Origin of the sequence: Enterococcus sp. AZ126 (genome assembly GCF_051714545.1) — a bacterium.
GTDB lineage: Bacteria > Bacillota > Bacilli > Lactobacillales > Enterococcaceae > Enterococcus_L.
Map to the genome: position 1 here is coordinate 1,541,767 of NZ_JBIOSB010000001.1, position 15,163 is coordinate 1,556,929.

Here is a 15,163-nt window from a genome sequence, read left to right on the forward strand (position 1 = left end):
GTACTAAAATTCAGCTGGAAAGTGATGGATCGAATCAATGAAAAAACTACTTTATATTTCTTTAGGTTGTCTCACATTTGGATTGGGAACGATCGGGATTTTCTTGCCGATTTTACCCACAACGATTTTTTATATTTTGACCGCTTTTTTCTGGATGCGTAGCTCTGAATATTTATATACAAAATTTATTGAATCGGCCTATTACCAAAAATATATTCAAGAATCTATTATAGAAAGAAAAATCACCCCTCTTGGCCGAGTTAAGTTATTTTCAATGTTGTTCGTAATTTTTGCGCTTCCATGTATCCTGGTCCGTAACCCGTTCATGACAGCTACATTAGCAATCGTCTTTTTGCTGCACTTCGTTGGTCTAAATTTGTATTTTAATAAAAAGAACCTTACATCTTTAAAGGAAGCAAATGAAGAATAAGGTTTTGTTTAAACTCGCAAGTCTGTTTCTATACTTATCCATTATTTTGTGATAAAATACCATTAATTGTTATACAACACAGTGGACGGTTGAAAGAAAGTACAGATTCCATAAAACAAGTAAAATGAAGCAAAGTCGAGGCTTCATTTCATCATCAACAGATGTTTTTGATGCCAATTGTTTTTAAGGTGGACAACCACCTCGTTTTGTTGTGTTCAAAAATTACAGTAAGAAAATATAAAAATAAATAATTAACTGCTTTGGCAGATAAAGGAGAAAAAACTATGATTTATAAAGTTTATTATCAAGAAACGAAAACAAGAAATCCCAAAAGGGAAGATACAAAATCTATTTATGTTGAGGCACAAAGCGATGTTATCGTGCGTCAGCAAGTTGAAGAAAATACCCCGTACAACATCGAATACATTCAAGAACTTGATGAAAATCATCTTGCTTACGAACAAGAGCACGCGGAATTCTCTTTAACGGAGTTTTAATATGAAAGTAAATATAAAAAACAATGAGACCGGCGTTTTTGCGATAGGTGGTTTGGGCGAAATCGGGAAGAACACTTATGGGGTTCAATTTCAAGATGAAATAATCATTATTGATGCTGGTATTAAGTTTCCAGAAGATGATTTACTTGGGATCGATTATGTTATTCCAGATTACAGCTACATCGTCCAAAATCTGCACAAAGTCAAAGCCTTGATCATCACGCACGGTCATGAAGATCATATCGGTGGTGTCCCTTATTTATTACGTCAGGCAAATATACCGATTTATGCTGGACCATTAGCTTTAGCTTTGATTACCAATAAATTGGATGAACATGGTTTATTACGAGACGCTGACCTTCATGAAATCAATGAAGATACTGTGATCCGCTTCCGCAAAACAGCGATCAGCTTCTTTAGAACAACACATAGTATACCAGACGCTTTAGGTGTCGTTGTTAAGACACCCTCAGGAAATATCGTTGCAACAGGCGATTTCAAGTTCGACTTTACGCCTGTTGGTGAACCAGCTAACTTGCACCGCATGGCAAAATTAGGAGAAGAAGGGGTCTTGTGTCTGCTTTCAGACAGTACCAATGCTGAGATTCCAACTTTTACTAAATCAGAAAAGACTATTGGCTCTTCTATTTTAAAGATTTTTGAAAAAATTGAAGGCAGAATTATCTTTGCCAGTTTTGCTTCAAATATTTTTCGTCTACAACAGGCTGCTGATGCAGCTGTCGCAACAGGACGTAAAATCGCAGTGTTTGGCCGTAGTATGGAGAATGCTATTGTAAATGGTGAACATTTGGGTTATATCAATGTCCCAAAAGGAACATTTGTTGAGGCTAGTGAATTGAATCAACTTCCTGCTGGGGAAACAATGATTTTATGTACGGGTTCTCAAGGTGAACCTATGGCTGCTTTAAGTCGTATTGCCAACGGAACGCACCGCCAGATTTCAGTTCAACCTGGTGATACAGTGATTTTTTCAAGCTCACCAATTCCAGGAAACACAACAAGTGTCAATCGTCTGATTAATCTACTTTCAGAAGCTGGTGCTGAAGTTATCCATGGCAAGATTAATAACATCCATACTTCAGGTCATGGTGGCCAAGAAGAACAAAAATTAATGTTGAGCTTAATGAAGCCTAAATATTTTGTGCCTGTTCATGGTGAATTTAGAATGTTAAAAATCCATGCATCGCTAGCACAAGATGTCGGTGTACCTGCGTCCAATTGTTTCATCATGGAAAATGGTGATGTGTTAGCTTTAACTGCTGATGATGCACGTTTAGCTGGACACTTTAATGCCAATGATGTTTATGTAGATGGTAACGGCGTAGGAGATATCGGTAATGTTGTCTTGCGTGACCGCCGAATTCTTTCTGAAGAAGGTTTAGTTTTGGCTGTTGCTACCGTAGACATTAAAAATAAGGAAATTTTAGCTGGTCCAGATATTCTATCTCGCGGATTTGTTTATATGAGAGAATCCGGTGAAATGATCCATGAAGGACAGCGTTTATTGTTCAATGCAATCCGTGAAGCATTACGTGATGAAAATTGTACGGAAGCGAAAATATGTGATGCAATTTCAGCTGCATTGCAACCATTCCTATTTGAAAAAACAGAACGTCATCCAATGATTTTACCAATGATCATGACTTCGTGAGTTTAAAAAAAAACAACTGACTTCTTTAAACAGTCAGTTGTTTTTTTGATTTCTATACTTCATTATTCACAACTAAAACATTGGCTTTCGTATGATTAACAACGTAAGAAGTTGTTGATCCGACCATCAATCTTTCAAACCCATTTAGACCCGTCCGACCAATTACAATCAAGTCAATAGAATCTTTTGACTCTGTAAAATCAGCAATCAATGTTTTGGGATAGCCATACATGACGTATGTGAAAACTTGTAATACTCCTTGTTCAAGGGCTTTTGACTCTCGTTTTTTCATCTCTTCTTCTTCTCTGGCGCGAAGATCTTCCATCAGCGTTCCCATTGACATCGTCAGCTCACCAAAATAATTGCCCATTTCTTCAATCACAGATAAAATGTGTAACGTTGCACCATTTCGTTTAGCAATTTTTATCGCTTCTTGAAATGCTTTTTCTGACTGATCTGAACCATCAACAGCTACTAAAATATTTTTATAGGATTCTCCCATGCTAAAAACCTCCTTCTTATTCCTTTTATTATACTACTTGAAAGGGATTTCAACAAAAATACTGCTGAATAAGAAATTTCTACTTTACACTTCGAAGTAGCCATGTTATAGTAATCATGGAATTTCGTTATCAGATATCGTCGCCTTTCATAAGATATAAGAGAGGAGAATCAATATGACATTTGGTAATAAAGTATTAAAATACCGTGTAGCACTTGATACAAAGAGAAATTTGTTTATGGCTATCGATGCAAATAACCAAGCAAATATCGCTTATGGTATCACGATTACACAAGCAGTAAAAGAATTGAAAAAATCTATTTAAGGAGTTATCAACCTAAATGAACGATTCAAGTTCTAATACGATTTAAAGGCGTCCAGTGAATGTTACATCACTTGGATGCCTTTTTTGTTTCCTTAACTTTTAATCGTATGTTGTATCTGTGTTTCTATGTGAGCCATTATTTTGAATACTTGAGATCATAAACCGAATATAGCTAACGATCCTAACATACCCTTGTAGCCTTTTTATTAGTATATGCTCTAGTTAAAAATTTCTAAGTTTTTCTCAACGAGTACAGTCATTAGGCTCAAAAAAACACCTAGCAAATTTGCTAGGTGTTTTGGAATGGATGAATTAGTTTTTTACAACATTAACTGCTTGAGGTCCACGATCTGAATCTTCAACGTCGAAGCTTACTGATTGACCTTCTTCGATCGTTTTGAATCCTTCACCTTGAATCGCTGAGAAATGTACGAATACATCGCTACCGTCTTCACGAGAGATAAATCCAAATCCTTTTTCTGCGTTAAACCATTTTACTGTTCCTTGTTCCATTCTTTTGTTCCTCCTCGTGCTTAAGCACTAAATATTGTAACATTGCCCGTGTACGATAGAGGGTTTTAAAATTAAAACTTCTATATTGTCCCAAACAAGATTACACTAACATTGTACATGTGAACCCTTATTTTTGCAAGAAATCTAGTTAGTCTGAAGCAAAAAAATTCTCTTCTCTCATACTGATGTATACTTGTTCACCTATGATGATATGATCCAATACTTCGATTCCCATCATTTTTCCGCATTCCTGCATTCTTTTCGTAAATAGAATATCACTTTCTGATGGCGTCGGATTGCCGGATGGATGATTATGGGCAAGGATCAAGCTCGCGGCAGAACACTTAACAGCACTGCGGAAGACTTCTCTTGGATGAGCAACAGATTGATTCAGCGATCCTTTAAAAACTGTCTCTTGCTTGATCACTTCATTTTTAGTATTTAAATATAAACAGATTAAATGTTCTTGTTGAAAATCCTGTAATTCATAGATCAAATGTTGGGCAATTTGATAACTGGAAGAAACTTTTCCTAACTTGAGTTGAGTACTTTGTTGGATTCGATAACCAAATTCAATTGCTGCCCTTAACTCAATAGCCTTGATTCGACCAATTCCTTTAATCTCCATCATTTCAATTAATGTAGCATTTTTTAATTCATGTAAATGATTGAAATAATTTAAAAACTTTGAAGCTACCTCCATCACATTTGTATTTTTTGAACCAGTTCTTAATAAAATTGCTAATAGTTCTTGATTTGATAATGCTTTTTCCCCGACAACTTCTAACCGCTCACGAGGTAAGCAATCTTCTGGCATTTCTCTTATAAATAACTTTTCTTCTTTAATCAAAAAATCACTCCTTTATGCACTTCTATTAAAAGATACGCAAAGGAGTGATAATTCTATTTTTTAAAATATGCTGGCACTTGGATTAAACTTTCAAAGATTTCTAACGTTTTTTCTTTGACTTCATCTGTTGGCGCCAATAAATCTGGCACCATGATCACTGGGATTCCAGCCGCATCTGCTGCTGTTACACCATGAAACGAATCTTCAAAGATCAAGGTATGCTCAGCCTTGGTCCCAAGGTTATCTAAGGCTTTTCGGAAAATTTCCGGGTCTGGTTTTGCTCGAGTCACATCTTCTGCTGAAACAATTCCTGAAAAGCGTTCCTTGATCCCTGCTCCCTCCAATAATAATTCAATTGCTGGTCTGACATTGCTTGAAGCAACAAGCCTTGGTATTTCTTGTTGATCAAGAAAATCAAGTAACTCCAGAACACCTTCTTTTAAAGGGACTTCACCTGATTCAAAGACTTGATAGGTATCGTCATAAGAGCGCTGAATAAACTCATCCACTCTTTCTTTCCCAAAATCCTGATAGATTCGATGATAATTTTCTTGCACCTCTTCATCTGACACACCGACATATTCTAAATAGATTTCTTTACTATATGGAAAACCCATCTTATCTGCTATTTTTTGCGTTGATTGATAATAAATAAGCTCCGTATCAAATAATAAACCGTCCATATCAAAAATTACACCATCGATTTTTTTCATGATTTCCTCCTAATTTAAAAGCGAAGCGGGCTCGTTCAGTCTCAACAAGAAAATAGAAAAAATAAATGTGGTGTTCTTTACCACAATTATTTTTTGTCTTTTTTCTAAAAGACTAACCCTCATCGCCAGATCCTAGATTCAGCAATAATTCACGTACTTGCGAAACAAAATAAAGTGAGCCTGTTACTAACATTAAATCATCCGCAGACATTTTTTCTAATATCTCACCTAAGCCAAATTGCCACAATGAAACGATCTCGGTTTTCTCATCTTCAAAATGTTCCATTTTGTTCAATTCGATTGCTCTTGGATAATCAAAGGTAGTCAAATATAAATGAACATTTGGTACTTTCCTTAATAGCGCAATCATCTGATCAATATTTTTTGATGCTAATGCTGAAAATAAAATATGGATCTCTCGATCGGGAAATTCTTTTTTTAAATTTTCGGCCAGACGACGCACAGCATGATCATTATGTGCCCCATCTAAAATGATCAATGGTTCATCACTGATTTTTTCCATTCGAGCAGGCCATTTTGCTTTAGCTAAACCTTGATAAATATCTCTGTCAGTATAATTGATTTGTAATGTTTCACAATAAAGGTAGAATAACTGAATAGCAACGGCCGCATTTTCTACTTGATGACGACCTAATAGTGAAACTTTGACCTTAGGCAACTTGCCCGCCTCACCATAAAAATCAAAGATTTCACCCCAATTTTTATCTGGATGCCGATATTCTGTTTTATAGTCTTTCTCATAACGATAGACTCTACTATGTTTTTTGCCAGCGACTTCATTGATCACAACAAATGCATCTTCCTCAATGTTCCCAGTCACAACAGGAATTCCCTCTTTAATGATCCCAGCTTTTTGAAAGGCAATTTCTTCAAGTGTATCACCCAAAATTTCAGTATGGTCTTTTCCAATCGTTGTGATTGCAGTCAGCATTGGTTTTACTACATTGGTACTATCTAGTAAGCCGCCAAGACCAACTTCAATAATGGCAATATCAACTTGCTCCTCTAAAAAATAATCAAGCGCCATAACAGTCAATGTTTCAAATTCGGTAATACCTGCACTCTCAGACTCTTGGTCCATCTCTTTGATCAATTCTTGGTATTTTTCCACATATCGAATGATATGATCGTCTGAAATTCCATGTCCATTAATTGCAATTCGTTCATTAAAGTGCTCAATGTACGGAGAAGTAAACGTTCCTACCTTGAGTCCTAATTCTTCTAACATACAACGTAAATAAGTTACAGTAGACCCTTTCCCATTTGTACCTGCTATGTGGATCGTTGGGACTTTTTCTTCAGGATTGTCGACTTTTTTTAATAATGTTTCCACTCGGTCAAGACCAGGTCTAGAACCAAATAGTAGCCGACTATGGATCCAATCGATTGCTTCTTCTATCACTAATGACATCTTATCAACTCCTCATTACCTATTATATCGAAAGCTGAGGTGCTTTTCACTAAATAACCTTATTAATTCTAGAAATGATTGCTTTTACAATAAAAGAGAAAGAATTTTGATAAAAAAAGCAGCTCCTTATGAATGAAATGCAGATTTTTTTGCATCAACACCTACTCCCATGATAGACTAGAGTCTTAGAAAGAAAGCTATTAAAGTCTTTGTTAGGTCTATTTAGTTTCCAAAAATACTATTGTTGCAGGTAGTTCGTTTGATTTTGTATGATTGATTGAACCTTTATCCTAAAACAGGTACAAATCATTAGAATAGAGGAGCAGTATAAAATATGTCAAAAATAAAAAAAAGTTTATTAATCAGTGGAAGTTTCTTCCTTCCTTTCCTATTATTGAGCATACTTTGGTCGATTTTAGGATTAGCCCCTTTAGGAAATAATAATCTCCTGGTGAGTGATTTAGGTACGCAATATATGCCATTTTTAAGTGCTTTTAAACAGTTTTTCCAAGGGGATACTTATTCATTGTATTCCTTTTCTGATGCGCTTGGCGGAACTATTTTGCCCTTGAGTGCCTATTATTTATTAAGCCCTTTTAATGCTTTAGTCTTGGCTTTTCCTTATGAACAGCTGCCAATTGTTATATTATTGATCATTACGTTAAAAATTTCGCTAATGGGCAGTTCGATGTTTTATTATCTTCAAAAAACGTATCAGCAATCAACCTTTTCCACGTTACTTTTTTCAACGTCTTATAGCTTATGTGGCTTTGTTACCGTCTATTGTTTGAATTTCATGTGGCTGGATGCACTGATTTTACTGCCTTTAATTGTCTTGGGAATTCAACGGTTATGGGATCACAAGAAGTATATGCTTTATTCAGCAGCCTTATTTTTATCTATCGTAACGAATTATTATATGGGGTATATGCTTTGCATTTTTGCGGTATGTTACAGTCTTTATTGGTATTATCAAAAGACCGAATTTGCTGAAAAAAAATCGATTTGGCTGTTTATCAAGGAAGGACGTTTGTTTTTTGTTACTTCTTTTTTAACGGGAATTAGTACGAGTTTTATTTTGATTCCAGCTGTAGAAGGAATGTTAGCTACCAAAAAAACGAATTTTGAGTGGCAAACATTTTTACCAACACCTAAATTTGGATTAAATTTTCTTTCACAGCTCGGCATTGGTAGTGTTAATTTTGAATGGCGTTTGGACCATTTACCAACGATTTTTTCTGGTATTTTGATGGTCTTACTGTTCATCGCTTATTTTCAGCTATCTGCTATTTCTAAGAAGGAAAAACGAGGGGCAGCTTTTTTGGTTGGATTTATTTTCCTTAGCTTCTGGTTAGAATTAGTGAATACGATTTGGCATATGTTTCAAAATCCCGCGGGGTTTCCGTATAGAAATACATTTATCTTTAGCTTTTTGATGATAAAGTTTGCATATGAAGCTTTTCTTAAATTGAAGCATGGCGCAAGATTACGGCTTATTGTTCCCCTTATTTTTTCTGGGTTATTAACTATCGGCTATATTTCTTTAAAATTTTCAAAGGAAAAAGTATTTCTTTTATCTGATCATTATTTTATCATCAGTCTTGTTAGCATTTGGTTGATTTTTGGTTTAATTGTGTTGATTCAAAAAACACATGGTTCAAAAAGAAAAACCGTTTGTACCGTTTTGTTTTTGCTGGTCTGTTCTGAATTAGTCTTTAATTTTTGGATTAGCCTTAAAGATATTCCATTTGGAAACCAAGAAAAGTTTGCGCAAACCTATAAAATTCAAGAGGGACTTATTACTGATTTACAAAAGGAGCAACCTAATTTATTCCGAATAAAACAAACGATTGATTCCAATGCTGCAGGTTATAGCGAAAAAAATAATGGGTACAATAATCCAATTTTATATGGCTACGCTGGTGTTTCAAGTTATACTTCTACATTGGATGCTAAAACACAAGATACGCTGACGGCTTTAGGGTTATACCAGAAAAATGACCGTAGGATCGCCTATGTAGATGAATCTAAAGTTATCAATTTACTTTTGAATGTGAACTACCAACTGACGCCAGAAGTAAAATCATATCAAGAAAATCATTCCAGCGATCCATCCACAAATATCTATGAAAATTCTGAAGCAATTGGGATGGGCTTTTTAGTTCTACAAGATTTTGCTAACTTAACATTAGCGAAAAATCAACCTTTAAAAAATCAAGAAATGATTTTACAACAGATTCAAAAAAATGAACAAGATTATTTTCAAGACACACAAAACATAACCTGGTCTGCCCAAGGTGATAATCAGTATACTCTTACAACAAAAACAACAGCGGATGGTGAACTTTATCTTTACGCACCAGAAATTAATTGGAAAAAGATTACCTCCTTTAAAGTAAATGGAGAAAAAATCCAGCCTGCTGTCTATATTGCAACAAATCAAGTATTTAATCTTGGCTACTTTAAAAAAGATGACGTCGTTCAATTACAACTTGAATCTGAAAAAGAGCTTGAGGAAAGAGTAATCGAATTAAAAACCCTGCAACAAGAAACTTTTGATACATTAATCACCAAACAACAGGCTCAAGCGTTCCAACTTGAAGAAGAAGTCTCTGGAACATTGACCGGAGAAATCACTGTAACAGATCCAGACCGTTCATTACTTTACTTAGCCGTTCCTTATGATAAGAACTGGTTAATCACGGTTGATGGTAAAAAAGTTAAAGCTCAATCGATTTTAGGGAATTTCACAGGAATCGAATTAACTTCTGGAAAACATCAAATTACTATGCACTATCGACAACAAAATTTCCTTGTGGGCGTTTTTATTAGCGTTTTTGTTCTTTTCAGCGTATTATTTTATCAACTATTAAAAAGAGTTAAGAAAAAAATTATTAAGTGATTATGAGGGGAAACGACAGCCATGGGGAAAAAAATTCTACATCGGATCATTTACTTCCTACCTATTATAGGAATTATTTGTTTTACTGGTATAGTGGTATACGGCTATTATAAAGGGATTTTCCATTCGGTTCATTCTTTACAGAACTTTATGAAACAATTTGGTGAGTATGCAGTGTTGATTTTTATCTTTTTACAGATGATACAAGTCATTGTACCAATTCTTCCTGGAGGTATTTCCACAGTTGTTGGTATGTTAATGTTTGGCAGCCTTCCTGGTTTACTTTATAGTTATATTGGATTGATGATTGGTGATATCATTGTTTATTGGTTAGCGCGGTACTACGGAAAGCCTTTTGCTCAGCTTATTCTTTCGAAAAAAAAATACCTATCATTTGAAAAGATGTTAGACCGTCCTGAAAAAGGTATTAAAAAATTGATGATCGTTACGCTGTTGATACCTTTTGCACCAGATGATTTATCGTGCTTAGTTGCAGGCTTAGCTGATTTACCGTTTAAGGAATATATGAAGATTTTACTACTCTTTAAATTTTGGTCCGTTGCGACATACGGGTATATACTGTTATTCTTTTTTAACCATTTCTTGATTGGTCAGTAAAGAAAAAAACAATCCACTTTATCAATAATTATCTCTTTCAATAGACTATAATAAAAACCTAATTTAGTTTGATTTATTCTATTTAAAAAAAGAGTGAGACGATCATCAGATTATTTCTGATGATCGTCTTACTCTTTTTATCATTAATTTACTGTACGAAGTTGTGCAATTCGTTCTTTCACAACCACTTGTTTCTCTAAATAATCTTTTTCTTTCGCTTTTTCAGCTGCCACAACGTCATCCGGCGCATTTGAAACGAAACGTTCATTCGCTAATTTTCCTTGAACACGTTTGACTTCTTGTGTCCATTTATCTAATTCTTTTTCTAAACGGGCAATTTCTTCTTCCACATTGATCAAACCAGCTAATGGCAAGTACAGCTCAGCTCCAGTTAGAACGGCTGACATCGCTAATTCTGGCGCAGTAATATCACTTGCGATCGTCAACTCGTCTGGATTACAGAAACGCTCGATGTAATTTGTGTTTTCAATCAAGAATTTATCAACTGCTTCATCACTTGTTTTGATTAATAATGTGATTGGTTTGGACAGTGGTGTATTCACTTCTGCACGAATATTACGCACCGCACGAATCACTTCTTTTAAAACCTCCATACCACGAGCAGCTGTTTCATCCGAAAATTCTTCGTGAGCTACAGGATACTCTGCAACAACTAGAGAGATACCTTCATGCGGAATATTTTCCCAGATTTCTTCTGTCACAAATGGCATGATCGGGTGCAATAGACGTAAAATTTGGTCTAGTGTATGCACCAAAATACTGCGTGTTGTTTGTTTTGCAGATTCATCTTCTCCGTAAAGGATCTCTTTACTCATTTCGATATACCAATCACAAAAATCATCCCAGATAAAGTTATACAACTGGCGGCCTGCTTCACCAAATTCAAAGCGGTCAAATAAGTCAGTAACACGAGCAACTGTTTCATTTAGACGCGTTAAGATCCAGCGATCTGCGACGGTCTTCTCTCCACTAAAGTCAATATCTTCATAAGACATCCCTTCAACATTCATGATCACAAAACGGCTGGCATTCCAGATTTTATTGATAAAGTTCCAAGATGCATCCATTTTTTCATAACTAAAACGCATATCTTGCCCTGGTGATGAACCATTTGACATAAACCAGCGTAATGCATCGGCCCCATATTTATCGATGACTTCCATTGGATCGATTCCGTTTCCTAGCGATTTACTCATTTTACGTCCATCTTCTGCTCTGATCAATCCATGCATCAAAACATTTTTAAACGGCGCTTGTCCGGTAAATTCTAAACTTTGGAACATCATACGGCTAACCCAGAAAAAGATAATATCGTAACCTGTTACTAATGTACTTGTTGGGAAATAACGCTGATAATCAGCTGCTTCTTCATCTGGCCAGCCCATTGTTGAAAATGGCCATAATGCTGAACTGAACCATGTATCCAATACGTCTGAATCTTGTGTCCAATTTTCTGCGTCAGCTGGCGCTTCCATGCCAACATACATTTCGCCTGTTTCTTTATGATACCATGCTGGAATTTGGTGCCCCCACCATAATTGACGTGAGATGACCCAATCGTGGACATTTTCCATCCAGCGTAAGAACGTTTGGTTAAAACGTGGTGGATAAAATTCTACCGCATCGTCTGTTTCTTGATTTTTGATGGCTTTTTCAGCGAGTGGTGCCATTTTTACGAACCACTGTGTAGACAAACGAGGTTCAACGACAACACCTGTACGTTCTGAATGACCAACACTATGATTCATTGTTTCGATTTTAATCAGGTGACCCATTTCTTTTAAATCAGATACGATTAGTTTACGTGCAGCGAAACGATCCATGCCAGCATATTTTCCTGCTAAATCATTCATAGATCCATCTTCATTCATCACGTTTACACGAGGTAAATCGTGACGATTACCAACTTCAAAGTCATTTGGATCATGAGCTGGCGTGATTTTTACTACACCTGTTCCAAATTCCATATCTACATATTCATCGGAAATAATCGGGATTTCTTTGTCTATCAATGGTAATGTAACTGTTTTTCCAATCAATGCTTGGTAACGTTCATCATCTGGATGAACCGCGATTGCTGTATCTCCTAACATTGTTTCAGGACGAGTCGTTGCGATTTCCACAACGCCAGTTCCATCAGTTAGTGGATAACTCATATGGTAAAATGCACCTTCAATATCTTTGTGGATAACTTCGATATCAGATAAGGCCGTTTTTGCTTTTGGATCCCAGTTAATGATGTATTCGCCCCGATAAATCAGGTCTTTTTCGTATAAAGAAACGAAGACTTTGCGAACAGCTTCAGACAACCCTTTGTCTAAAGTAAAACGTTCACGACTATAATCTAAAGATAGCCCCATTTTCGCCCATTGTTCGCGGATATGAGAGGCATATTCTTCTTTCCAATCCCAGACTTGTTCGACAAACTTTTCGCGGCCTAAATCGTACCGGGAAATATCCTGTTCTGCTAATTTTTCTTCTACTTTTGCTTGTGTTGCGATACCTGCGTGATCCATTCCTGGAAGCCATAATGTGTCAAAGCCTTGCATTCTTTTTTGGCGGATGATCATATCTTGTAGCGTCGTATCCCAGGCATGACCTAAATGGAGTTTACCCGTAACGTTTGGTGGCGGGATAACGATTGAGTACGGTTTGGCTTCTTTATTGCCGTTTGGTTTGAATAGATCTTGGTCTAACCATTTTTGATAGCGACCTTGCTCTACTTCTGTGGGTTGATATTTGGTCGGTAGATTTTTTTCTTCTGACATGTAGATTCCTTCTTTCTATACTGGATTGGCATTGGTTCATAATCTGTGATGAACATACAAAAAGCCCTAAAATACTCTCGTATTTTAGGGCGTATATACGTTATACGCGGTACCACCTAAATTGTGTCTGGCTCTCCAAACACCGCTCATTCGTGAGGTAACGATCACTACTCGAATCATTCTACTCCATTCAAATCATTGACTCCCAAGCTACCTTCTTACTGGTTATGTGAAAATCTTCCACCAAGTGATTTTCTCTCTAGAACGATACCAGTAGTACTCCTCTTGATCATGGTCTTTGGTTTATTTTACATTGAAGTTGAATAGAAGTCAATTTCAAAAAATTAGCGAGCTGTTTTTGCCTGTTCTAAAGCCGCAGCATAGTCTGGTTCTTCCGAAATTTCTGTAGAGATTACTTCATACGCAATCTTGCCTTCTTTGTTGATCACAAAAATACTACGAGCTAGACGTCCCATCGCAGGAATGAATAAGCCATACGCTTGTCCAAATGTTCCTTCTGTATCATGTAGAATTTCCATGTCAACACCCTCAGCTGCACACCAATTTTCTTGTTCTTCTTTTGTGTTATTCGAAATCGTAATGAATTTTACGCCTTCAACTTTCCCAGCTTCTTGGTTAAAACGCTTCGTTTGCAATGAACAGATTCGAGTATCAATATCAGGTACAACACTGATTAAGACTGGCGTACCAGTAAAATCTGATAACTTTATTACTTCATCACTTAAGTTTTTTAATGAAAAATCTGGCGCTTTTACGCCTACTTCAGGTTGTACACCGATGATTTCTACTTCTTCGCCTTTTTTTGTTACTTTCATTTCTTATTCCTCCTCTAATTTAAACGTGTAGTAGACTCACGCAGCTAGATAACACACAACGGATTCCCAGCTCGTAAAACACTACAATTTAACCTCTTCTCTCTATTTAGTATAGAGGAAGGAGGAGCAGATGACAAAATTCTTGCTTTCTATATTTTTTTATTCGAAAAAGTTTCATCAAAATAAATCAACGTTTGTAGCTCTGTCGTTAAATCAATGTATTGAACATTCACGTTTTTGGGTACCGTTACCCTATCTGGGGCAAAATTCAGAATCGCTGTAATACCAGCATCAACGATTTTATTGATTGCTTCTTGCGCAAATTGACTAGGTACAGTGGAAATCGCAACCGTTACACCGGTCTTTTCGACTTCTTCTGCCAAGCTTTCCATCGGCTGGATCATGATATCATCAACCGATAAGCCTACAAGTGCTTGTTCCGTATCAAATGCGCAAACAATATTCAAATTCTCATTTCTCCGAAAATTATTTTTAACCAACGCCTTGCCTAAATTACCACAACCGATCAATGCAATCCGCTTTTCTTCTTGCGTGTTTAAAATTTGGCTGAAAACGTCGATCAAATAAGACACATCATATCCATAACCGCTGCGTCCTAGTTCACCTAAATGGGAAAAATCGCGACGAATCGTTGCCGGTGGGACTTGAACAACGTCACTAAATTCTCTGGATTTAATCCGTGTAACACCTGAATCTCCTAGCATTTTTAAATAACGTAAGTACAGTGGCAGTCGCTTAGCTGTAGCTTTAGGCATTGTTTTTTCTTTATGTAATTCTTTCATTTTCCAACCTCCTTGTTACTCATTTCACATATATATAGTTTAGCATGCTCAAGGATCATGAGCAACTTGTTTGTGAAAAATGTAGCAGGCATTAGAAAAAACTCATCAAAATGAGGTTAGGACAGAAGCATTTAACTCCGAAAAACAAGAGCGAATTTATGAAAATTGCTCTTAAAATTTTTGTGAATTTCAACTTATTGTCTAAGGCGTTGCCTTTGCTCCAAACGTTTATTTGGATTTCTTAAGGCTAGGATATGACTCGTAGAGTCATATCCTAGCCT

At 36.2% G+C, this 15,163-nt stretch carries 14 protein-coding genes and 1 other annotated feature; of the genes, 6 read left to right on the forward strand and 8 right to left on the reverse strand.

Features of this window, described 5'->3' with window-relative positions:
• Positions 1-37 precede the first annotated feature (37 nt).
• The 3 genes from IGI43_RS07480 (at position 38) to rnjA (ending at position 2,599) form a co-directional block, all read left to right on the forward strand.
• Positions 38-430 (forward strand): YbaN family protein, encoded by a 393-nt coding sequence (locus tag IGI43_RS07480; RefSeq protein WP_438757186.1) that lies wholly within the window; start codon positions 38-40, stop codon positions 428-430.
• A 284-nt stretch (positions 431-714) separates the two neighbouring features.
• Positions 715-927 carry a DNA-directed RNA polymerase subunit epsilon gene (locus IGI43_RS07485; RefSeq protein WP_438757187.1) on the forward strand — a complete coding sequence of 71 codons (213 nt, stop codon included), beginning with the start codon at positions 715-717 and terminating at the stop codon, positions 925-927.
• A gap of 1 nt (position 928) precedes the next feature.
• Positions 929-2,599, forward strand: coding sequence for a ribonuclease J1 (rnjA, locus tag IGI43_RS07490; protein ID WP_438757188.1), 1,671 nt, complete (start codon positions 929-931; stop codon positions 2,597-2,599).
• 52 nt (positions 2,600-2,651) lie between these two features.
• Here rnjA and IGI43_RS07495 read toward each other — a convergent pair whose 3' ends face one another.
• A complete protein-coding gene (locus tag IGI43_RS07495) occupies positions 2,652-3,101 on the reverse strand; it encodes a universal stress protein (protein ID WP_438757189.1) in 450 nt (149 codons plus the stop codon).
• Positions 3,102-3,276: 175 nt separating this feature from the next.
• On the opposite strand from IGI43_RS07495, the gene IGI43_RS07500 reads away from it, so the two are divergent.
• Positions 3,277-3,426: a hypothetical protein gene (locus IGI43_RS07500; RefSeq protein ID WP_010760373.1), complete on the forward strand. Its 150-nt coding sequence runs from the start codon at positions 3,277-3,279 to the stop codon at positions 3,424-3,426.
• A 312-nt stretch (positions 3,427-3,738) separates the two neighbouring features.
• Here IGI43_RS07500 and IGI43_RS07505 read toward each other — a convergent pair whose 3' ends face one another.
• The 4 genes from IGI43_RS07505 to IGI43_RS07520 form a co-directional block, all read right to left on the reverse strand.
• Positions 3,739-3,939 carry a cold-shock protein gene (locus IGI43_RS07505; RefSeq protein ID WP_010760372.1) on the reverse strand — a complete coding sequence of 67 codons (201 nt, stop codon included), beginning with the start codon at positions 3,937-3,939 and terminating at the stop codon, positions 3,739-3,741.
• 148 nt (positions 3,940-4,087) lie between these two features.
• Positions 4,088-4,756 (reverse strand): RadC family protein, encoded by a 669-nt coding sequence (radC, locus tag IGI43_RS07510; protein WP_438758829.1) that lies wholly within the window; start codon positions 4,754-4,756, stop codon positions 4,088-4,090.
• Positions 4,757-4,842: 86 nt separating this feature from the next.
• Positions 4,843-5,502, reverse strand: coding sequence for an HAD family hydrolase (locus IGI43_RS07515; RefSeq protein WP_438757190.1), 660 nt, complete (start codon positions 5,500-5,502; stop codon positions 4,843-4,845).
• Positions 5,503-5,614: 112 nt separating this feature from the next.
• Positions 5,615-6,934: a bifunctional folylpolyglutamate synthase/dihydrofolate synthase gene (locus IGI43_RS07520; protein ID WP_438757191.1), complete on the reverse strand. Its 1,320-nt coding sequence runs from the start codon at positions 6,932-6,934 to the stop codon at positions 5,615-5,617.
• Between the two features lie 334 nt (positions 6,935-7,268).
• Between IGI43_RS07520 and IGI43_RS07525 the strand changes: the two genes are divergently transcribed.
• Together IGI43_RS07525 and IGI43_RS07530 are read left to right on the forward strand one after the other, a co-directional pair.
• Positions 7,269-9,836, forward strand: coding sequence for a YfhO family protein (locus tag IGI43_RS07525; protein ID WP_438757192.1), 2,568 nt, complete (start codon positions 7,269-7,271; stop codon positions 9,834-9,836).
• Positions 9,837-9,857: 21 nt separating this feature from the next.
• Positions 9,858-10,454: a TVP38/TMEM64 family protein gene (locus IGI43_RS07530; RefSeq protein WP_438757193.1), complete on the forward strand. Its 597-nt coding sequence runs from the start codon at positions 9,858-9,860 to the stop codon at positions 10,452-10,454.
• Positions 10,455-10,597: 143 nt separating this feature from the next.
• Here IGI43_RS07530 and IGI43_RS07535 read toward each other — a convergent pair whose 3' ends face one another.
• The 3 genes from IGI43_RS07535 to IGI43_RS07545 all read right to left on the reverse strand — a co-directional run bounded on the left by IGI43_RS07535 (position 10,598) and on the right by IGI43_RS07545 (position 14,882).
• Positions 10,598-13,243 carry a valine--tRNA ligase gene (locus IGI43_RS07535; RefSeq protein ID WP_438757194.1) on the reverse strand — a complete coding sequence of 882 codons (2,646 nt, stop codon included), beginning with the start codon at positions 13,241-13,243 and terminating at the stop codon, positions 10,598-10,600.
• An 82-nt stretch (positions 13,244-13,325) separates the two neighbouring features.
• Positions 13,326-13,545, reverse strand: a binding site (T-box leader).
• A 42-nt stretch (positions 13,546-13,587) separates the two neighbouring features.
• Positions 13,588-14,079 carry a thiol peroxidase gene (gene tpx / locus IGI43_RS07540; protein ID WP_438757195.1) on the reverse strand — a complete coding sequence of 164 codons (492 nt, stop codon included), beginning with the start codon at positions 14,077-14,079 and terminating at the stop codon, positions 13,588-13,590.
• A 149-nt stretch (positions 14,080-14,228) separates the two neighbouring features.
• Positions 14,229-14,882, reverse strand: a complete 654-nt coding sequence (locus IGI43_RS07545) for a redox-sensing transcriptional repressor Rex (RefSeq protein ID WP_438757196.1) — start codon at positions 14,880-14,882, stop codon at positions 14,229-14,231.
• Between the last annotated feature and the right edge of the window lie 281 nt (positions 14,883-15,163).